The sequence below is a fragment of the Amycolatopsis endophytica genome (genome assembly GCF_013410405.1).
GTDB lineage: Bacteria > Actinomycetota > Actinomycetes > Mycobacteriales > Pseudonocardiaceae > Amycolatopsis_E > Amycolatopsis_E endophytica.
In genome coordinates this window covers 5,175,230-5,195,615 of record NZ_JACCFK010000001.1, presented here as the reverse complement: position 1 = coordinate 5,195,615, position 20,386 = coordinate 5,175,230, and the positions used below count along the sequence as shown (strand labels likewise).

The following is a 20,386-nucleotide window of genomic DNA, read 5'->3' as shown; positions in this document are numbered from 1 at the left end:
CTGCGCGGCGCCGGTGACGCTCATCTGTTGCCAGTTCGGCACGGCGAGCAGGTGCTCGTAGAACTGGGTGGCGGCGTAGCTGGGGTTGAGGATCTGCGCCGGGGTGCCCCAGCCTTGCGAGGGCCGTTGCTGGAAGAGGCCGAGGCTGTCCCGGTCCCATAGTCGAGGTTGTGCAGCCGGGACTCCTGCATGGCCGCGGCGATGGCGATCACCCACCCGTACTCGGGCACTCGCATCTGCTTGCCGACGGCGACGATGGTGGCGGCGTTGGCAAGCTGTTCGGGGTCATATCCCGCGACTTCCGGTCGCGGGCTGGCACCGGCGGGAGCACAGTCAGCACCGCCACCGCTGGTGAACAGGGAGGCGACCACACCGGCGGCGGCCGCGCCGATCAGAACCGGAATGAGCAGCACCACGGCCGCCGCGACCGCCGCCGTCTTGACTGAAGCGGACACCTGCGCGCCTACCGCTGTGGCGGGGGCGGCATCGGCGAGGCGGAGGCGGCACCGGGCCGGGCGCGGTGTCGTCCGCGGCGACCGGTGGCGGGAGGCCGGGCCAGGCGTCGGCGAGGCCGGCGAGTGTCCGTCGGCGCAACGGCCCTCGGGGTCGAGGGGAAGCCAGACCTCGTCGGCGGGGCTCGGGTGTGCGGCGTCGGGGTCGAGCAGGGCGGCCGCCGCGGTCGCGACGGGCACGGTGTGCGGCTCGGTCAGCTGAGCCTGAGCTCGGGCGAGTACCCGGCGGGCGTTGACCTCCCGGCGCGAGGTCGGCAGCCACACCAGCACTGGGGTGGTGATGCCGGTGGCTTCCGCCAGGGCGGCGTAGCCGGACAGTTTCCCGGGCAAGCTTGGCCAGGGGCTCGGTGCCGAAGTCGTACTCCAGGAACCACTCGATCTGCCGGTCCCCCTGCTGCCACCGGCCGTAGGCGTCGGGCCGGACGAGGTCGCCGAAGTGACGGCTGCACCGTGTCTCGGACCACCAGGCCGTCAAGGCGCCCGGCTCGTGGCGTGCGCGGGCGACGAGGGTGGTGAACCACTCGTTCACCCCGACGGTGTGTGCGAGCCGCAGGCTGTGTGCGACGGCGAAGGCGCGGTCGTGCCGGTAGCCCATCTCCTTGACGTCCCGGCCGTCCTCAGCGGCGAGCACCGTGGCGCCGGCCGGGGCGAGCACGTAATGCATCGGCGCTGTCCCGACGGTGACGAACGGCTGGAAGCGGTCCACCACGCCCCACAGGTAGAGCTCGCGCAGCCGCTGGCGTCCTGACCTGAAGCTGGGAAACGCGAGGGCGGTGACCTGGTGCGAGGTCAGGACCCGGTGCTCCCACAGCATCCGGGCGATCCATTTGTCCCGCGGCGTCAGCCGCACCGCCAGCGCAGCCTGGTGCTCGGCCGAATTCGCGACGCGCGGGCTCGGGCGAGCGGGCCTGTGTCCACGCAGCGCTCGCTGGGGAGTCGGGTTGGTGATCAAGGTCGCCTCCAACGAGGTCAAGTTGGATGGGTTCAGCTGCGCCGCCGGGGATCAGCGCTGTGTGCGCCGGTGACTCGCTCGGTGCGGTTGGCGGGTGCCGCGCTGCCCGGCGACCTACCGCTCAGCCTCGTGGTGCCGAGCCTGGTGACGGGCGTGGCGCGACGAGCGGCGGCGCGGATTGCGCGTGCGCGACCGGGAACCGGTGGCGGGAGCGGCAGGGTGCGAAGGGTGAACGGCTGTGCCTCTTCGCCGTTCAGGACGAGTCGGGCGGCGGCGTGGTAGGCGCCGAGGTGGGCCAGGTCGTGGTCAGATAGCCGTGGCGCGGTGTGGCGGGCCAGCTCACGTGCGTCTTCGGGCGAGGCGTTGAAGAAGATCTTGCTGCGTGCGTTGGTCGAGATACCTTCGCGGAGTTCGCGGGGAAGCTGGCCGAGGTGCTGGTGCGCCAGCGTCATCGAGGTTCGGAACCCGCGGGCCTCGGCGAGCATGTCCTCGATCGGATAGGGCAGGTTGAGGAAGTTGTGGCACTCGTCGATCACCAGGCTCGCGTCCCTGCGACGACGCTGAGGGATGCGCGCGCGGCCGGTGATCGCCTGCCAGGTGCGCGCCACGACCAGCGACCCGACCAACCGGGTGGTCTCCTCCCCCAATGAGCCCTTCGGGATTCGCACCAAACAGATGCCACCATCGAGCACTTGGTCGAGGTCGACTGTGGAGTGTCCTCCCGCGATGGCGGCGCGGACGAAGGGGCGCAGCAGGAAGGCGCGGAGCTTGTTCATCAACGGGCTGATGACCTGCGAGCGGGCCGAGTCGGTGAGCTCCTCATACCAGGACCAGAAGCCACGTAGGACCGGATCGGTGATGCCGGCGGTGACGCGGCTGCGGAAGGCTTCGTCGGCCAGCAGTTTCGGCAGGTCCGCGAGGGTGGCGACGCCTTCCTGGGACCGGAGGGTCAGGCAGGCCGCGCGCATCACGTCGTCGGTGCGCGGGCCCCAGAACGCTGAGTAGACCCGGCGGAACACGGAGACGAGGTTGTCCACCATCAGGTCGGTTTCGCCGCCGTCCAGCGGGTTGAGGCATGGTGGGCGGACCTTGCTGTCGGCGTCGAAGAGCACGACCCGGTCGGCCGCGGAGCGGGGTAGCCGGGACAGGACGTCGGTGACGAGATCGCCTTTGGGATCGATCAGGACGGTTCCGCGGCCGGCCTCGGCGTCGGCCAGGACGATCGTGCCCAGCAAGGTCGATTTGCCGGAGCCGGTCGCGCCTAGCACGTGCAGATGGTGTCGGGCGTCGGGGACTCGCAGGGCGACGGGCCGTTCGTGGCCGGTGTCGGTGACGCCGAGCGGTTTGGCTTCGGGCCCTGGGACGGCGATGCCAGGTGGAGGCGCAATGGCGCGGGCCCCGGCGCGCTGCAGCCCCGGGATGGCCTCGTCGGTCGGGAGGTGGGCTATCGCGGCCAGCTCAGGCACCGACAGCAGGTCGCCCCGCGCCAGAAGCCGGGAGCCGATCACCTGCTCGGGGCGGCGAAGGCGGTGTCGCGTGTAGTGGTTGTGCTCGGTGTAGGAGGCGAACGATGCGGCGAGGGCGTGTGCGCGCCCGCGGGCGACCTCTCGGGCTGCGCTGACAGCGTCGGCGTCGGCACTTGAGGGAGGATGGTGGCGACGGCGTAGCGGACGACGGTCTCGAACTGGCTGCCGCGCTGCTTGGCGACGATGGCCCGGTTTTGTGCCGCGTACTCGAGCGAGGTTTGCGGGTCGCTATGCAGAGCACCGGTCTTCGTGCGGTGCAGCGTCGTGCGGCGGGTTCGTGACATCCCAGGGGTGACCGCGTCCAGCAGGCGGCCGACCAGCCGCACCGAACTGCCGGTGTGGACCTGCCGGGCGGCGCGGCGGGCTCGTTGGACGCGGCGGCCGGTGACCGGGCGGGCCAGGACCTGCACGCAGGCGTGCTCGTTGCGACCCAGTCCGACCGGCGCGCCGATCAGCGCGCGGATCGGGTCGGCCTCGAAGGCCGTGCGAATAGGCAGTGCCTCCGACCGCGCGAGCCGCAGCTCGCCGCCGACTACGAGCCGCCGCTCGCCGTCGCGGGGAGCTGGCAGTGGCGGCTCAGCAGGCCGCACCTGGGTGTGGGCGCCGGGCCACGTGGCCTCGAGGGCGCGCTCGACGAGGCCGGGTGGGATGGCGCCGGGCACCCACAACCGGATCGCAACCCCTGCCTCGGAGAACACGTACTCGCAGGCCACGTGCGGTTGTCCGGTGAGCGCCCGTCGCCAGCCGGGCCGCAGAAGGCCCACGAGGTTGGACCACAGCGCGGCGCCGCCGGCTGGATCGACGGTGGGAGGGGCGAGCACGGTGACTTGACGTGCGTCGGCGACGAGTCGCTCGTGGCACCGTCGCGCCCACCACCTTCGCCCGGCGAAGAGCGTCGCGATAAGCACGGCGAGCACCGGCACGGCGATCGGGCCTTCATCCACGGCGAGATCGCGGAGTCGGCTCAGCAACGCGACCAACGCACCAGCAGGGTCACGCAGGTAGTTCTCTAGCCAATCGGCGGAAGCGGAACGTATCCACATAGGACGCGTCTCCCAGTGATCAAGGGGCATCGAGGCTGATTTCCTCGCCCTCGACGGGCTGAGGACCGAGGTCGACGAACGCGGCAGCCTGGTCGTCGTCTTGCTCGGCGAGTTCGGCCGGATCGCTGGTGATCAGGTAGTGCTCGGTCGGCGACGCCATGCTCTGGAAGGCCACGCGCTGGGTTCCGGTCGACAGCAGTCCCTGGCCGCGGTCGGCTGCGAGCAGGAACTGGCGTTCTCCGGCGGAGAGGGTGAAGGTGCGGGCGATCTCGTCGATGGCTTGCGGGGCCTGCCGGAGCAGGATCTGGGTGGCCGCGTTGGCCACGACGGCTTTGCCGAGGTCGGTGCCGAGGACGTCGTCGACGTCCTGGGTCGCCACTGTCAGACCGGCCCAGTACTTGCGGAAGGCTTTCGCCGAACGGAACAAGAACTCGGCACCGGCCTTGTCTTGCAGCAAAAGCCATGCCTCGTCCACCGCCACCATCCGCGGCCGGCGGATCGCGGGGTTCGACACTCGCCGCCAGATGACGTCGAGCGTGAGCAGCGTGCCGATCGCTTTCAGCTCGTCGGGCAGGTCGCGGAGGCTGAACACCACGAGCTGTCCCTCGGGTTGAACGGTGCTGGGCCCGTCGAAGAGCTGCTTGAACGCGCCCTCGACGAACGGATGCAACCGCGCGGCGAGCTCGCGGCCGGCACCGTCACCGGAGCTAGCGAGCTTTTCTCGCAGTGTGCGCAGCTCGGGTGAGGGTCGGGTCCAGGTGCGGGGATCGGTGGTGATGCCCACGCTCTGGTAGGTCGCGGCGATCGCGCGGTCCAGCGCGGCCCGCTCGGCTGCCGACGGTTCACCGCCGAGAAGAACTTCGATCGCGGTGTGCAGGAACAGGCTGCGCCGAACGAGCGCGTCCTTCGGTGCGGTGCGTCGTCCGTCCGGCCGCGTGTGGATGGGCAAATCGAACGGGTTGAGCCGAACTCCGGGCACGCCGAGGTGGACGTTGGTTCCCCCGACGGCGGCCGCGAGCCGGGCATACTCGTCCTCCGGATCGACAACGGCGACCTCGATCCCGCGGTACAGCGAACGCAGCAGCTCCAACTTGACCAGGTATGACTTCCCCGCGCCCGAGCGGCCAAGGATGACCGAGTTGTGGTTGTGCATGCCCTCGCCGAAGCGGTCCCAGTGGACCAGCCCCTGGGAGCCGATGTTGTACCCGTAGAGCACCCCGGCCGGTGCCGCGACCGAGGTCGGATCAGGCGCGGGCAGGTCCGGGCTGGTGAACGGGAACGCGGCCGACAACGCTGCGGTGTCGAAGGTGCGGCGCATGCCGATCAGGTCCAGGCTCAGCGGCAAGGTCGACACCCACCCCTGGAGGCTGCGGTAGGTGGTGTGCTTGGCGTCCAGCAGCAGGCTGGCGCACAGTGACCGCAGTGCCGCGACTTCCTCGGCGAGAGCGCGTTGGGTGGTGGCGTGGATGGTCAGGTACAGCCCGACGCGGAACAGCTTGCCCTCGCCTCGGGCGACGCGGGAGGACAGGTCGTAGGCGTCTTCGGTGGCGGCCTCGACGTGGGGGTCGAACAGCCGGCCGTGCTCGGCGGTGTGGCGTCGGCCGGCCTCGAGCTTGGCGAGCTGCTTCTTCAACCGGGCGGCGGCGGTGGCAGGGTCGATCGGCTCGACGTGCACGGAGACGTCCAAGCGGCCGGGGTAGGTCAGCAGCGGAGCCAGCCAGCCGGGGTGCACCTCGCGCGGGTAGCCGATGACCGCGAAGCTGGCGACCCATTCGCCGCCGACCTCCAGGTGCCGCGCCCCCACCGACAGGGCGTCCGGCGTGAATGCGGCTGCGGCCGGGGAGGCCGGTTGGCCAGGCCGACGGTGGTGGCTGCGATGGCGCATCAGAACTGCTCCTCTCGCTCGTCCTCGTAGTCCCAGTCGTCCTCGCCCCACGCGGGCTCGTCCTCTGCACGTGCATCCGCACGCCACCGGGCGGCGTCGTCATCCGCCGGGTCCGAAGCGGTAGTGATGACCTCATCCGCGCCGGCGAGCCCGGCTGATGGGGGCAAGAGGCTGTCGGGGTTGCACGCCGAGGCCAGGACCGCGGTGGCCTGCCCCGCGTCGAGCGGGGTCACCGTGATCCCGGCTGGGGACAGCAGCTCCACGGCTTCGGTGAGGCGGCGCACCAGGCGTGACTCGGCCGCTCGTCGTGCGGCGGCGTCGGCCTGGCCGGGCGTCCGGTTGCGGCGGCCCTGCAGAGCGGCCAGCGCCCCAGGGCCGCCGAGTCCGTCAGGAGGGTCGGCTGCGGCGAGCGGTTCCCGCAGCACGAGCAGCACCTGCCGTCGCAGCAGATCGGACTCCTGCCCGAGCTGGACCAGGTAGTCGGCGTGCTCGACCGCGGCCGCTTCCAACGCCGGGTGCGGCAGGCCACCCGCGCGCTCGCGCAGCTCGGCGATCTGAGCGGAGAGGTCGAGACGCTCGGTGCGCACCAGCACCTGGACCGGGGCGGTCAGTGAGTGCAGGTAGCGCCCGAACGAGGCGACCAGTGCCTCCTGCTCGGCCGGTGTCCGGAGCGCGAAGTTCACCGTGCTCGCGACGGCGACGACCGTCAACCCGTCCGGGCCCAGGTCCACCACGCCGGTCTCCGTGACTGCCTCAGCCGGCAGGCGCAGCGCGGTCGGGGAGACGGGTTCAGCCTCGGACGCTGGCCCGCGGCGGCCGGCTCCCTGGTCCGCGTTCGCGGTGAGCCACGCGGGCGCCGGACGGACGCCTTCCGGCGCGGCGACGCGGTGTCGCGGAGCGATCCGCTGGCGGATCGCGGCGATCAGGAGCTTGTCCAGCGGGACACCGTCGCGCTTGCCCAGGGCGAGCATCACCGACGCCGCGCCGACCGGAACCGCGAAGGCGGCGAAGAGCGGGATCGGCAGGAACGCGCGCGTGACGAGCCACACCAGGTACAGCGCCGCTCCGGCCGCGGCGAGGATGCCCAGCTGGCGCGCGGTGAGCGGGCCGAGCACGCGGTCGTGCATGTCGACGTCGGCGGGAATGCGAACGGGTTCGGTCATGACGTGCTACCTCCTGGCTTGCGCCGTCGCACGTTCGTCGGCGGTGGCGGGGTCACGCGCGGGGGCGGCGTCTTGGCGGGCTTGGGCAGGTCGAGCGGGAGTCGCAACTGCCGTCCGGCCTTCGGTGCACGTGGCTTGGGCGGTGGTGGCGGCGCGGGCTTGGGCGGCACGTGTTTCAGGCCGTCCAGGGGCAGCGGGTACTGACCGGACCGGGTCGGTCGGTTGCCCTCGTAGGGGTCAAAGGGCAGCGGCGGCTGGATCACGCGCCGGCCGGTTCCGCGACGAGCGGGAGGCGGTGGCGGGCTCGCCGGCCGAGGCACCTTGCGCAGTCCGTCCAGCGGCAGTGGGTACTGGCCGGACCGGAGCGGCCGGTTGCCCTGGTAGGGGTCGAACGGCAGCTCGAGTTGTTTCCCGGTGCGCCCGCGAGGCGCCCGTCGACCGCTCGTTCCCGCAGCTCCCGTGGCCGCTGAAGGTGGCGCTGCGCGCGGAACGTCGAAGGGCAGGCGGTACTGCCCGTCGCGGCCGAGCACCGGCTTGTTTTCGGGCCAGTCATCGCCCAGCGGCAGCGCCAGTTGACGACCGGGATTGCGCGGTGGTGGTTTCGGCTCCGGAGTGTTCTTCGGTGTGGGCTTGGGCCGGGTCCGGCGCAGGCCCGGCAGCGGCAACACGTACTGCCCGCCCGCGGTGGTCCTCGGCTCCGCTGAGCGCGTGGACGAGCTGCCAAGGCTGTTGCCACCGCCGGTAGCTCGGGGCCTCCGGGGCTTTCCGCCGCCCCCGCCCAGAAGCCCGAACGTCTTGTAGGCGAGGAAGCCCCGGACGAGCGATCCGATCAGGCTGCGGCCGCCTCCACCGCGGATCGAGCCCAGGATCCAGAACGGGATTTTGAGCAGGATGTACATCAGCGCGAGAGCGACGAGCAGGTTGATGAGCCCGGAGGCGGTCGGCCCGAACACGGTGAATCCGCCGGGGGTGAAGAACACCTTCAACGCGGTGATCAGGGTCAGGCTCTGGCCGAGCTGGATCGCGAGGCAGCCGCCGTAGGCTTTCCACCACCAGTAGGCGATGCCCTCGGTCTGCGGCAGGGCGTGGAACATCAGCGCCAGCGGCGCGGCGACGATGAGGATGATCGTCAACGCGACTCGCACGACGTAGGTCACCAGCAGCGCGACGAGCAAACCGGCCAGGACGAGTCCGATGAAGACGATCCACATGCCGCCCTTGAGTGAGCCCATGACGAGGTCGCGCAGAGCCACGCCGGCGGCACTCGCGTCGAGCCCGCCGCCCATGATGGCGGCGACGAGGGCGTTGGCGATCTGGACGCCCTTGGTGGCCACCCACAGGCTCAACGCACCGGCCAGAAACCCCACCACGAGGCGCGGCGCGATCTCCTTGGCCGAGTGCCGGGTCTGGACGGTCTGGTAGCCCATCACGATGACACCCGCGATGAGAATCAGCAGGGCGTAGGAGACGAGCAGGATCTGCCAGGAGTTGTCCCACAGCTCACCCACCCGCGGCAGCGAGTCCGGCGTCGGCGTGGTCAGCAGCGTCTTCGACAGCAGTTCGAGCAGCGGGTTGAGCGCGCTCTCGACGATGCCGCGGAAGAACCGGTCGATCACGTCGGTGATGCAGGCGCCGATGTTCGTGAGGCCGCAGTCGTCGCCGGTCTCCTCGCCCGGAACGGGCTGTTCGGCACCGGGCGCCGTGGGCGGTGTGCTGGTGCCGGGCTGCGGGATGCAGCCCTCACCCGTGCACGGCGGAGCGGTCGAAGTCGGCGACGGAAGGCACCCGTCCTGCAGTGAACCGGGGAAACAGGTGACCGAGGTCGGCGCCCCCGTCGGCAGTGGCAGGGGCACCTCGGGCAGCGACGGTGCTGTGGTCGGCGCAGGCCGCGAGCACAGCGGCAATCCGGGCTCACATGGCTCGACAGTCGGAAGCGGCAGTGGTTGCGCGGCAGCCGGCGGCGCCATCGACGAGCCGGGGTTGAGCGCAGCGACGGCAAGCGTGCCACCGAACAGAACGACGAGGCTCACCGCCAGCCCCACCAGCGCCCGGCCACGAGTCAGCTTGGGTAACCGCACCTTCCGGCGTGATGGCGGAGCGGTGAGTGCTCGACCGTCCGGCGTGTTCGAGGGGCGCATCGCGTCAAGCCCCCACGATGCCTTTGAGCACCTCGACGACCAGCGGGGCGAGCGCGGCCAGAACGTAGCCGATGCCGGCGGCCTTGAACGCCTCCTTCGCCTTCTCCTGCTCCCCCGGGTCGCCGCCGCCGAACACGCGCCGGACACCGCCGATGGTGAGAAACACCGTCGCCAGCCCGGCGAGGATGCCCATCAGCCAGTTGCGGATGTTGTTGAGGACTTCCTCGACGCTGCCCGCGAGCGCGAGCACCACGGTGTCCCCGCGGGCGCTCGCACCAGAGGTCAGCAGGGCGAGCACGACGAGTTCGGCCAGCAGCAGCGCCCGGCGGCGCCAGTGGTGCGTGCGCGGCAGGCGAGAGGTTCGGGTCAGGCGCATCGCGGCTCTCCCGGAGTCGAGCCCGGCCGCCGCTGCGGCTGCTCGGGCGAAGGGGTGGTGTTCGCACGGGAGGCTGGTCTCGTCCCGCACCCCTGAACTCCGGAAGACGCGCCCCGTGGGGACACGTGCGCGCTGGGTTTCTTGCCCGCCCGCGCGCGCAGAGTGGTTACGCCCGGTGATGGTTGGACGTCGGTGATGGCCACCGTGTCGGCCACCCGAGCCGCGACGTCGCACTCGCGATCGGCGGTGTCCGCGTCACGGCGAAGGTCCTCGCGGAGGTATGCGACGAGACGCCGCTCGGCCCGTTGCCTGGCCTTCTTCGCGGCTTGATACGACACGTCGCGCTCCGCCGCGGCATCGGCCAGCGGCACTCCTTCCAAGCGGGTGGCGCCGATCAGCTCGGCCTCCGCCGCGGTAATCGCGCCCTCGGCCACCGCGCGGGCGAGAACGAAATCGGGGTGCCCCCACGGCGGTGGCGGCAACGTCGAACGGAAGCCGTGACCGGATGGCACGGGGGCGTCCAGCGCCTCGCGGACGCACGCGTGCCCGGCGCGGTAGGCAGCCCACCGAAGCCGGAGCATGATACGCGGCCTGCGCAGGTCGATCGTCTCGAGCTCGGCGACGAATCCGGCGAGCACCGCCGCATGGATGTCACTGGGATCGCCGGCGAACCTCGCCGACAGGGTGGCGGCGATCGAGGTCAGCGCGGGCAGCGCGACGCCCACCGCGCCGACCGTCCAAGTGCCGCCTTCGGTGCGCGCCAGCAACACCAGGTGCGCCCACACCGCGTCCCGCAACGTCTGCGGACAACGACGCCGGAGCAGCCGGTCACGCAGCTCGTTGAGCGGCACACGCCGCCGCGGCAACCCGGCGAACAACCGGCCATCGACCGCCACCGGATGGTCCCCGGTGACCAGCCACTCGAACGCCGCGCGGGCGGCGTCCAACGGCATCGCAGAACGCTCGAAACCCGAGCGCGGAACGGCATCACGTGAATTCATCAAGTGACTCCCAAACGGGCCGGAACAACGACCCACCCAGGACGCCACAAGAGGTGTTACCAACCGCTGACCGAAGTGGCACCGGACAAGTACCGACGGCAAACCGACGATCTTCAACCCGTCACATCGAAGATCGTCTTCGACCGACCCCTGTACTCCCTCAAGATCAGATGCGCCGCCCTGTAATTGCCTTCTACCTGCACCTTTTCCCCACCGGTACTAGTGCCGGGTCAAGCAACGTTGGGTAGGTAATCCGGTCGGCGGATCTTGGAGTTGACGGCGAAGTGACGCTTCGGGTGGCAGTGGCGGTTGCGCCAGCGCAGGTAGCCGGCGATGGCGGCTTCCTGGGCGGCGTGGCTGGGGTAGTCGCTGCCGTCGAGGGTGAAGTAGCGGACCGCGGTGAACTCGCACTCGATCCAGTTCAACCAGGACGCGTTGGTGGGCGTGTAGACCAGCTCGATGTCGTTGGCCGCGCACCACGTGACGACCTCGGCCTTGCCGTGCGGTCCGTAGTTGTCACAGACCAGATACAGCTTCCCGGCCGGGAAGCGGCGTCGGAGTTGCTTGCAGAAGTCGAGGAACTGCGGCCAGCGTTTGCGGTCACGGAACCGGTAGAACATCTGCCCGGACGCGAGGTCGAGCGCGGCGAACATGTGCCGGATGCCCTTGGTGCGGGTGTAGGTCGCGCGCAGCCGGGCCGGTCGGCCGCGAGGGAACCAACCGCGGCCGGGACGGGGCTGCAGGTTCAACGGCCCGAACTCGTCGACGCAGATCACCCGTCCGTCGGCGGGCGGGTGATCGTAGAGGTCGAGGATGCGGGTCTTCTTCGGTATGAAGTCCGGGTCTTTGCTGGCTTTCCAGGTCTTCGTTGCCTGCCAGGACACACCCGCCGCACGGAGGATCTGGCGGACGGTCTCGGTGCTCGCCCTTATCCACGCGTACTCGGCGAGGTAGTCGACCAGCTTGGCCAGGCTCCAGGTCGTGAACGGCAAGCCCAGCTCAGTCGGTTTGCAGGCGGCGATGCGGCAGATCTGATCGCGGGCGGCCGGCCCGAACTTACGAGGTCGGCCGCCCCTCCATTCTGGGGACAACGCCGCGAACCCGGAGTCGTTGAACGCGTGGATCACCTCCCGCACATACCCCTCCGTCGCCGCGAACATCACCGCGATCTCCCCCGCGGACCGGCCCTGCGACGAGGCCAGCACGATCCCGGACCGTCGCAGCCGCACCCGATCGCGCGTCGACCTCGTGATCTTGACCAGCCGCTGCGCTTCTTCGGGCTCCAACGACCGCGCGAACACCTCCGGCTGACGCGCCATGGCTCACCTCCACCGGCAAGCCTCGCGATCAGCAGCCCAGATGTCCACGCGACACGATTACAACGCCAACCTTCCTTGGCGAGGCACTAGATCGGTACCAGTTTGGTCAGCGCTCGAATCCGCCACGGCCACGGTGCCGCCGCATCTCGATGCCCCGGGATAAATCCCCCTGATTACGCACCGAGCGCACTATTTGCCGGCCCGCGGATAAAGGTTCCCCAGGACGTGTCCCCGCCAAGCGGTTCTTTCGGAGTTCAGGGGTGTCATCAGCGCCACGCACAAACGGACGCGCTCGCCTTCTCCGAGGGGATACCCGTGACCACGCCCGACCGTCCCGGCCGCCGCACACCCCGCAAGCGATCCGACTCGACGCACCCGTCTTCGACCCGCGCCGGCCGACGCCGCACCAGCGACCGCAGGCCCTGGCCAACCGCCCCGACCACCACTCGGCCCAGCCCCGGTAAGCCCGCGAACACCACTCGCCGCTCGCGTTCACACGGCGTCGCTCCGACCCCAACTCCCGCGACCGTGTGGCCTGCCGGTTCGTCCGCCATCGACCTCGATGCGACATGGCCCGCAGCCCTCATCGATCGGGTCGTCACCGCGTTCAGCACGCCCGGCGCGCAGGTCGTCCTACTCCCCTGGCCGTCACCACGGGGGCCGCGTCCGAAGCTCACACCCGTGGGTCCGGGCGGCGTCATCGACCGCACTCCCGACGCCGATCCGGATGCCGAACTCACCGATGCCCTGCACGCCGTCGAACGCCTCGGCCGCACCGCTCGCATCGAACGCGTGTCACACCCGGCGACCACCGGCACGTCGAACTCAGCACCCTTTTGGGCGGACCTGATCGGAGGCACCGATCCGACTCCGGAGCTGGTCCCTACCACCTCGGCAGTCACCGCAGACGACGACGTGACGGGGGACGAGACGAAGCACAGCAGTGGTGATGATCTGATCATTTCGAGCTTGCGGCCTGGGCTCTCCGGCGACCACTCCGCCGACCTCATCGCACTGTTCGCAGCCCGTCGGCTCCGGCTCGGCGGCATCCTCGTGGTGCTCACGCACTGTGACTGGACAACCGGCCAGCTCACCGACCCGACCGGAGCCGTCGTCGCGGCCGGACAGAACGCCGACTTGCTCTACCTCCAACACATTGTCGCCGTCCACACGCCCGTCCGGGACGGCCGATTCCGCCTCCCCGACGAGCACCCGGACCGCGTCGGCGACAACACCCGCGCGCGGCACCGGGCCCGAGTGCGCGGGCTGCCGCTTCCGCATCACCGCATCCACTCCGACGTCCTCGTCTTCACCCAGGCCCAGAGTCCCGTGGGTTCAGGCGAATTGAAGGGTCTTCAGGACGAACCCACGGGTGGGTTGCCCCGATCTTCGGGTGCGGGCCGTCCGGTTCGTGAGGAACTGGACGAGGCGTCTGAACTTGTCCCCGCAGCTCGGACACCTGCCCTGAGGTGGCCTTGGGTCACCAGGAAGGATGTCTCGGTGCCTGCACCACACCCACCTGAGTTTCGTCGTCGTGCCGTCGAGTTGGCCCGTCAGGGCTCCAAACCGGTGGCCGAGCTGGCCAAAGAACTGGGGATCAGCGAGTCGTGCCTGAGGAACTGGATGGCCCAGGCCGATGCCGATGAGAACGGCTCAGCGAGTCGTTTGACGAGCGCGGAGAAGAAAGAACTGGCCGAGCTGCGAAAGAAAACCCGCCAGCTCGAGATGGAAAATGAGATTCTCAAGCGCGCTGCTGCGTACTTCGCACGGGAGAACGTCCTCCCAAAGTAACCTACCCGCTGGTCCGCGAACTCGCCGCCGACGGTTTCGACGTCGCGGTGGCCTGTCGGGTACTGAAGGTGTCGCGGTCGGGCTATTACGACTGGCGCGACCGCCCGCCCTCGTCCAGGGAGCAGGACAATAAATTGTTACTCAAACACATCGAGGCAATCCACGCCGAATCCCGCGGCACTTATGGGTGGCCCCGCGTGCACGCTGAACTTGTGCTCGGAATGGGCGTGAACGTCAACCACAAGCGGGTGGCCCGGCTCATGCGCGAGGCCGGCATCCAGGGCCTCTACCGACGTCGACGCCGAGGCTGCACCGTCCGCAACTCAGCCGAAGAACCCGCCGAAGACCTGGTCAACCGCAAGTTCACCGTCGAGAGCCCGAACCTCCTGTGGCTGACAGACATCACTGAACATCCCACGAAGGAAGGAAAAGTATATTGCGCCGCTGTCATGGACGCCTATTCCCGGCGCATCATCGGATGGTCCATCGACAATCACATGCGCACCGAGCTGGTGATCGACGCACTGGGCATGGCCACCCTCCGCCGCAAACCCGAATCCGGCAACACCGTCCTGCACTCCGACCACGGATCGCAATTCACAGCCTGGGCGTTCGGGCAACGGCTCCGTGCCGCCGGAATCCTACCCTCCATGGGCAGCGTGGGCGATTGTTACGACAATTCCATGATGGAATCCTTCTGGGGAACTCTCCAACTCGAAGTGCTCGACACAAAAGCATGGGCGACCCGCGACGAGCTTGCCTCCGCGATCTTCGAATGGATAGAATGCTGGTACAATCCGGAACGGCGACACTCCGGCAACGGAATGCTCAGTCCCGCCGAGTTTGAAGCCCGCAACCCCCAGCGGCCTTCGCCACACCACGATCGCTGACGCCACACCCAACGTGTCCGGCGAACGGGGACAAGCTCAGTCCTCGTGAGGTTGTTCGAGGAGTTTGCGGGCGGAGGCTGTGTAGCGGACCGCGGTCTTGGCGTCGAGGTCGAACACCTCGGAAAGGTGCAGCGGGTCAGCGCCGCTGACGAGGGCCTCGTCGAGTTGCCTGTCGATGCGCAGCCGCTCCAGGGACGCGGGCAAGCCGCGCAGCGTCGTGTTGGCCCAGACGTGACTCACAGGTCCCGTGCCGATGGCGGTCATCGCGTTGATCATGAGATGGGGGTTGGCCGTGTTCGGCCAGTTCAGTTGACGGTGGTCCGACCAGGCGAGCAACGTCTGGTGGCTCAGCTCGCTGAGCGGCTGGTTCCTCCCCGCGATGGTGATGCGCCGGTTTCCCAGGTCGAGGTCGGTCAGGTGCAGGGCGCGGATCGCGCTTGGCCGGGCGGCGTGCACGGCGGCCAGGACGACGAAGACACGTGCCTGGGGTGTGGTCGCGGCGCGAACCGTGCGGGTGATCTCGTCGGCGGTGAGCGGTTGCAGGACACCGGGTTCGACTTGGCCGACCCGGATGCGGTTGGTGGGGTTGGCGAACACGACACCGTGGCGTTTGGCCCAGGAGAACAGCGACCGCAATGCCACGAGTGTGATCTGGCGCCGGATGCCGTGCGACGGGGCGATCGCGGCCACGGCTTCGTTGCGGGTGATCTCACGCAGGTGGTCGTGGTGTTCCGACCACGCCAGCAGCACCGGTCGCAGCAGGTCGATGTAGCCGCGCAGGGTCCGGTGGTTGCGGGCGCGGGTGCGCGGCCCGCCGGTGTGCATCAGCTGCACCCGTCGGCGGGTCTCGTCACGGATTCCCGGGGCGATGTCGGTGAGTTTCGCCTCAAGCCAGCGGGCAAAGGTGGGCTGGCGATCGTCGAGCAGGATCCCCATGGTCTGCAGGATCTCGGTGGTCTGGGCGAGGCTGGAACCACGACCGGTCAGCATGGGGTGATAGCTGGAGTAGCGGATCAGTTCGCCGTCGACGTAGCGCGTCAGCAGCATGGTGAGGTTGCGGGTCAGAGTCCGCGTCAGTTGCGGGGTGAACCCTCGGGCCTCGGCCATCGTGGTGGCGAGGTGCAGCGCCCAGCGCAGCCACTCGTTGGTCGGGGGCTGCCGGTCCCGTCGGTCGACCATGCCGTAGCGGTAGGTGCGGCGCAGGTCGGGCAACAGCAGCAACTGCGGCTGCGGCAGTGCGGGCCGGGTCCTGGTCACCGGCATGGCCTCGGGTGCCTTCGTGCGAGGGCTGGCGGTGCGCTGCAGCGGCATCCCGGCGAAGCACAGCTGGTGGTGCCGCACCTGCCGGACGTACGGCAGCAGCATCGTGTTGGGGCCGGTGGGCCGGTCCAGCTGCGCCTGTGCCCAGCAGGGCCGGCAATGGCCCTTCAACAGTGGCAGCCGGCGTCGGCAGGCACTGCAGTTGGAGGCCTGCGGGTGGCGGGCGGCGAACTCCGAGCATGGCCTGCACGCCGTGTCGTGCCAGAGCACGCCCCAGGCGAAGCAGGTACTGCAACTGGCCGCGTCGCGATGTTGAGGCACCAGCGATCACGCCGGGGGAAGCGAGCGACCGTCCCGCCGCCGGGGGACCACCCGCGCGGCCCCCGGCGCCGCCGCGGCCGGTGCGCTTTCCGTCTCGCCTGGTGCTGCGACCTTGTGGGGTTCGGGCAGCAGGAGTTCGCCGACCTCGCAGCCCAGAACCGCGCAGATGACGTCGAGGTCGTCGAGTTTGATCGAGGCCGGCTGCCCCGACCACAAGCCGGACATCTTCCCGGCCGAGATCACCAAGCCACGCTCGGCGAGGCTGCGTTGCAGCTCCGAGGCCTTCCAGATGCCGCGGTTGGCCGCGGCGAGTCGCAGGTTCCAGCGCATTCAGATCAGCCCTTCCAGCCGTCGCGCCGCCCGCAGCTGCCCAGCAGTCCAGGCGTCTTCGATCCGGGTCCGGTGGACATGGACGTAGCGCATCGTCGTGGCGATCCAGGAATGCCCCAGCAGTTCCTGGATCGCGATGAGGTCCATGCCGTCGTGGTAGAGCTGCGAGGCGCAGTAGTGCCGCAGCACGTGCGGGGTGAGTGCGCCCGGCCAGCTCGGCAGGTGGTCCCTCGCCGCGGCGGCGAGTCCGCGCCGCAGCGCGTCATCGCCGACCCGCGAGCACGACCCGTCGCCGTTGCACCGCTCGGAGGGAAACAGCGGTGCTCCCGGCCGGGTGTGGTCGTCGTCGAAGTGTCCCCACACGTCCTCGACGTACCAGCGCAGCGTCCGATCGGCACCGTTGATCAGCGGCACCATCCGCTCCTTCGGCCCGGAACCGCGCGACCCCTTGCCATGGCGGACGTGGATCTTCCCGAACCGCCCGAGGTGCCACTTGACGTCGCTCAGGTCCAGCCCGCAGACCTCGTTCACGCGCAGCCCGACCTCGGCCATCAGCCGTGCCGCGGCGTAGTTGCGGGCGGTCGGCGCGTACTTGCGGCAGGTCGCCAACTCGGCCGACCAGCCGGCGAACAGTGTCATCGTCTCGGCCGCGGTGGGCGGAATCCGCAGCTTCGCCTGCTTGGCGCCGCGCGGCCGGTTCATCTCATCCAGCGGGCAAGCCACCACCCGGCCGGTCATGGCGTGGATCTCCACCTGATGCCGCAGCTCCAGGTAGGAGAAGTAGGTCGTGATCGCCTGCGCCCGCGCCAGTCGAGTGCCGCTGGGAACTCCGCGCAGCACCCGCCCGAAGTACGCGTCGCCATCCGTGGGCTCCATGTCCCACAACGGCTTGCCCAGCCACGCCCGCACTTGATCCAGATGCCCGACATCACCACGGATAGTGCTGTCGGCCAGACCCGCGGAGGCACGGGCAAGCACGAACCCGGCCAGCACGTCGGTCTCGAAATCGACGAGCTCCTCCGGACTCGTCGGCGCCCGCACCTCGCGGACATCGCGTACCACCGCCAGCGCCAAACCCACCGCCCTCACCTTCACCCCTGCAGCAACAACCTCGACCAGATGGAGATCGGCTCATGAATCCTGAAGTTGAGTCATCGCGCCTCACGACCACCCAAACGGGAAAACACGCCCAGGCCCAGGCGAGCACATCGCCCACGCACGTCCACACCGGACGACCGAACTCGCGGGTTGTCGCACACGACCACCAGTCACAGGTCGACGGCACCTGACGCACCTGCGCCGAGCCCCGACTTCACCCGTCATCGTCAGGAAGGCACCCCATGACAGACGACCGCCGCGCTCCGTCCTCGCCCGGCCCTGCCGACGAGCCGACGCAGCCCATCTCCCGCGCACTCATCGACGCGCTCGACCACCAGACGGGTGCCCAACCGGATTCACGCGACCTCTCGGTGTGGACCACCGCGCAGGTGTCGCCCGCAACCCAACGCAAGGGCAAGTACACGCCCGAGTCGACCGCACATCCGGCCAAGATGCTGCCCGACATCGCCCGCCACGCCATCGAGCACTACACCCGTCCGGGCGAGCTGGTGCTCGACCCGATGTGCGGCATCGGCACCACGCTCGTCGAAGCCGTGCACCTCGGCCGCCGCGCGGTCGGAGTGGAGTACGAACCCCACTGGGTCGCAGTCAGCCGATCGAATCTCGAGCTGGCACGCGAACAGGGCATCGACCACGACGCGCACGTCATCCAGGGCGACGCCCGCCAGCTCGTCACGCTGCTGCCGCAGGAGTACGTCGGCCAGGCCGCGCTCGTCGTGACCTCCCCGCCCTACGGGCCGTCGACCCACGGGCGCGTGGCCGTCGCACCCAGCGAAGGCATCCAGAAGTACTGGCACCGCTACGGCAGCGCCCTCGACCGTGGCAACCTCGCCAACATCGGGCACCACCGGCTGCTCGCCGGGTTCACCCGGATCCTCGCCGGCCTGCGCACCTTCCTCCGGCCCGGCGGGCACGTCGTCATCACCATCCGCCCCTGGCGCGAGCACTCCGAACTCATCGACCTGCCCGCCCAGATCCTCGCCTGCGGCCGCGCAGCCGGACTCACCCCCACCGAGCGCAACGTTGCGCTACTCGCCCGCGCCGCGGAGACCGACCTGGTCGCCCGCGGCAGCTTCTTCCAACGCGACTTCATCCGCAAACAGCGCGAAGCCGGACTCCCCCTGCACCTCATCGCCCACGAGGACGTCGTGGTGTTCCGCACGGCGATGGTGCACACCTTTGCTCAGGCCAGCCGGGTGCGGTCCCCTGCATCCCGGTCTGCGCTGCCGATGCAGCACACTGACCTGAAGGGTGAGCAGGCTACCGGCGAAAGCAGGGCTGCATGAGCACCCTCGACCGCGCGTCCTTCGGCTCCACTTCCCGTCGCGCCGCGGACCCGACGGCGGACGACTTCCCGTCCAGCCGGTCCCCGCGACCGCTCCCTGTCGCGCCAGTTCGGGCCCAGCCGAAAACCAGCGGGATCTACTTCACCGCTACCCCCGTGGACAACCGGGGGCGCCTGGCTGACCGATCGCCCCTCCGCGTTCTTGGTTGGGCCCCGAAGACCCAGGTCACGTTCACAGTGCGGACCGACGGAGTCCTGGTTGCCGCGCGATCACCAAGCCCCTACACCGTGACGCAGCAGGGCCACCTCCGCCTGCCGGCGGCCATGCGACACGCCCTCCGGCTGTCGCCCGGCGTGCGAGTTCTCGTCGTCGTGCTCCCCGGTTCTGACCACCTTGCTATGTATACGGCTCCCGCTCTCGAAGCGTTGGTCCTCCCACGAGTGCAGCCAGAGACCCGACCATGAACGACGCTCACCTCGAAGCTGCACGCCTGCTGCTCAGCCGCCTCGGCATCACCCCCGAGGAGCTTCTCGGCGCACCTGCGCCCCAGCTCCCGATGCCCACCATCGGCGAGTACATCACCCGCGTTGCCGCCTCGGTCCCGGATGGAACCCGACGGGTCTACGAGACGTACTGGCGCCGGGTTGCCGAGGTCTGGGGCCACCGCCGGATCGACGAGCCCACGCCACTCGAAATCCAGCACCTCGCGGAACGCATCAAAGCGCAGGCTGTCGTTCGCAGGAACGCACGCAGCGGGCGAACGGCGTCCGAGCACCTGATCGCGTCGCTCCGCTGCCTCTATCGACACGCGGTGATCGATGGCCTCATGAGCGAGTCCGACAACCCCGCGATCCGGGTCCCGAAACCCCGGCGACTCGCGAGCACGCGGCGGGCCCTTCCCGACGCGCGGCTCGCCGAGATCAACCACGTGGCCGGGTCAACCGGCAACGACCCCGAACTCGACACGACGCTGCTGCGCCTCCACACCGAGACCGCATGCCGCCGCGGCGGCGCCTTGGCTCTCGCACCCGATGACCTCGACATCGAGCAGTGCCTGGTCCTCCTTCACGAGAAAGGTGAAACAGTAAGGTGGCAGCCGGTGTCGCCCACACTCATGCAACAGCTTGTCACCCTCGGCGAGCAGCGAGGATCGACCAGGCGCGAACAGCTGCTCCGTTACCGCAACGGCCGGCCACTCACCGCTCGTCGCTACGACTACCTGTGGCAACGCCTCGGCAAGCACCTGCCCTGGGTCGCAACACAGCAGGTCACCACGCACTGGCTACGGCACACCACGCTCACCTGGGTCGAGCGCAACTTCGGCTACGCGGTCGCACGGGCCTACGCAGGACACACCGGCAAGAACGACGCCGGCACCACGACCACCTACGTCCGAGCCGACCTCCAAGAGGTCGCAACGGCGCTCGCGGCTCTCACGGGCGAACCGCATCCGCTAGCCCTCGCACCGACGTAG

At 69.6% G+C, this 20,386-nt stretch carries 14 protein-coding genes and 2 pseudogenes; 4 read left to right on the top strand and 12 right to left on the bottom strand.

The genetic code is table 11. The features are described 5' to 3' along the window. The 9 genes and pseudogenes from HNR02_RS36980 to HNR02_RS25460 all read right to left on the bottom strand — a co-directional run. A pseudogene (locus tag HNR02_RS36980) lies at positions 1-395 on the bottom strand (M23 family metallopeptidase); the annotation flags it as partial. After that, positions 334-1,326, bottom strand: a complete 993-nt coding sequence (locus HNR02_RS36975; RefSeq protein WP_446680334.1) for a replication-relaxation family protein — start codon at positions 1,324-1,326, stop codon at positions 334-336. The pseudogene HNR02_RS36980 and the gene HNR02_RS36975, both read right to left, overlap by 62 nt. A 170-nt stretch (positions 1,327-1,496) precedes the next feature. Continuing rightward, positions 1,497-4,033: pseudogene (locus HNR02_RS25490) on the bottom strand (DUF8128 domain-containing protein). Between the two features lie 19 nt (positions 4,034-4,052). Further along, entirely contained in the window at positions 4,053-5,918 is a 1,866-nt protein-coding gene (locus HNR02_RS25485; protein ID WP_179775624.1) for a VirB4 family type IV secretion system protein, read from the bottom strand. Then, positions 5,918-7,081, bottom strand: a complete 1,164-nt coding sequence (locus HNR02_RS25480; protein ID WP_179771176.1) for a PrgI family protein — start codon at positions 7,079-7,081, stop codon at positions 5,918-5,920. Before HNR02_RS25480 ends, HNR02_RS25485 begins: the two co-directional genes overlap by 1 nt. Then, a complete protein-coding gene (locus tag HNR02_RS25475; RefSeq protein WP_312861132.1) occupies positions 7,078-9,159 on the bottom strand; it encodes a TrbL/VirB6 family protein in 2,082 nt (693 codons plus the stop codon). The genes HNR02_RS25480 and HNR02_RS25475 overlap by 4 nt, the downstream gene beginning before the upstream one ends. A gap of 64 nt (positions 9,160-9,223) precedes the next feature. Then, positions 9,224-9,595: a pilin gene (locus tag HNR02_RS25470; protein WP_246338641.1), complete on the bottom strand. Its 372-nt coding sequence runs from the start codon at positions 9,593-9,595 to the stop codon at positions 9,224-9,226. After that, positions 9,586-10,548, bottom strand: a complete 963-nt coding sequence (locus HNR02_RS25465; RefSeq protein ID WP_246338640.1) for a hypothetical protein — start codon at positions 10,546-10,548, stop codon at positions 9,586-9,588. Before HNR02_RS25465 ends, HNR02_RS25470 begins: the two co-directional genes overlap by 10 nt. 278 nt (positions 10,549-10,826) lie before the next feature. Continuing rightward, entirely contained in the window at positions 10,827-11,915 is a 1,089-nt protein-coding gene (locus HNR02_RS25460; protein ID WP_179775623.1) for an IS630 family transposase, read from the bottom strand. A 681-nt stretch (positions 11,916-12,596) separates the two neighbouring features. On the opposite strand from HNR02_RS25460, the gene HNR02_RS36580 reads away from it, so the two are divergent. Both HNR02_RS36580 and HNR02_RS25450 read left to right on the top strand, forming a co-directional pair. Next, on the top strand, positions 12,597-13,706 hold the full coding sequence (locus tag HNR02_RS36580; RefSeq protein WP_179775622.1) for a transposase: 1,110 nt from the start codon (positions 12,597-12,599) through the stop codon (positions 13,704-13,706). An 8-nt stretch (positions 13,707-13,714) separates the two neighbouring features. Continuing rightward, complete coding sequence (locus HNR02_RS25450; RefSeq protein WP_179776025.1) at positions 13,715-14,596, top strand: IS3 family transposase; 882 nt, start codon at positions 13,715-13,717, stop codon at positions 14,594-14,596. Between the two features lie 36 nt (positions 14,597-14,632). Here the strand turns inward: HNR02_RS25450 and HNR02_RS25445 are convergent, their stop codons facing one another. From HNR02_RS25445 to HNR02_RS25435, 3 genes are all read right to left on the bottom strand, one after another. Beyond that, positions 14,633-16,027, bottom strand: coding sequence for an integrase (locus HNR02_RS25445; RefSeq protein ID WP_218903103.1), 1,395 nt, complete (start codon positions 16,025-16,027; stop codon positions 14,633-14,635). A 156-nt stretch (positions 16,028-16,183) separates the two neighbouring features. After that, on the bottom strand, positions 16,184-16,507 hold the full coding sequence (locus HNR02_RS25440) for a helix-turn-helix domain-containing protein (protein ID WP_179775621.1): 324 nt from the start codon (positions 16,505-16,507) through the stop codon (positions 16,184-16,186). Next, positions 16,508-17,587: a tyrosine-type recombinase/integrase gene (locus tag HNR02_RS25435; protein WP_312861131.1), complete on the bottom strand. Its 1,080-nt coding sequence runs from the start codon at positions 17,585-17,587 to the stop codon at positions 16,508-16,510. Between the two features lie 260 nt (positions 17,588-17,847). Here HNR02_RS25435 and HNR02_RS25430 point away from each other — a divergent pair, with 260 nt between their 5' ends. Together HNR02_RS25430 and HNR02_RS25425 are read left to right on the top strand one after the other, a co-directional pair. Then, positions 17,848-18,912: a TRM11 family SAM-dependent methyltransferase gene (locus HNR02_RS25430; RefSeq protein WP_179775620.1), complete on the top strand. Its 1,065-nt coding sequence runs from the start codon at positions 17,848-17,850 to the stop codon at positions 18,910-18,912. A gap of 460 nt (positions 18,913-19,372) precedes the next feature. Further along, entirely contained in the window at positions 19,373-20,386 is a 1,014-nt protein-coding gene (locus tag HNR02_RS25425) for a tyrosine-type recombinase/integrase (protein ID WP_179775619.1), read from the top strand.

Excerpts from the sequence above, each read along its gene's own strand:
- HNR02_RS25480 (WP_179771176.1), bottom strand. The coding sequence starts at position 7,081 with ATGACCGAACCCGTTCGCATTCCCGCCGACGTCGACATGCACGACCGC.
- HNR02_RS25470 (WP_246338641.1), bottom strand. The coding sequence starts at position 9,595 with ATGCGCCTGACCCGAACCTCTCGCCTGCCGCGCACGCACCACTGGCGC.
- HNR02_RS25485 (WP_179775624.1), bottom strand. The coding sequence starts at position 5,918 with ATGCGCCATCGCAGCCACCACCGTCGGCCTGGCCAACCGGCCTCCCCG.
- HNR02_RS36975 (WP_446680334.1), bottom strand. The coding sequence starts at position 1,326 with ATGCTGTGGGAGCACCGGGTCCTGACCTCGCACCAGGTCACCGCCCTC.
- HNR02_RS25460 (WP_179775623.1), bottom strand. The coding sequence starts at position 11,915 with ATGGCGCGTCAGCCGGAGGTGTTCGCGCGGTCGTTGGAGCCCGAAGAA.
- HNR02_RS25440 (WP_179775621.1), bottom strand. The coding sequence starts at position 16,507 with ATGCGCTGGAACCTGCGACTCGCCGCGGCCAACCGCGGCATCTGGAAG.
- HNR02_RS25425 (WP_179775619.1), top strand. The coding sequence starts at position 19,373 with ATGAACGACGCTCACCTCGAAGCTGCACGCCTGCTGCTCAGCCGCCTC.
- HNR02_RS25430 (WP_179775620.1), top strand. The coding sequence starts at position 17,848 with ATGACAGACGACCGCCGCGCTCCGTCCTCGCCCGGCCCTGCCGACGAG.
- HNR02_RS25465 (WP_246338640.1), bottom strand. The coding sequence starts at position 10,548 with ATGCCGTTGGACGCCGCCCGCGCGGCGTTCGAGTGGCTGGTCACCGGG.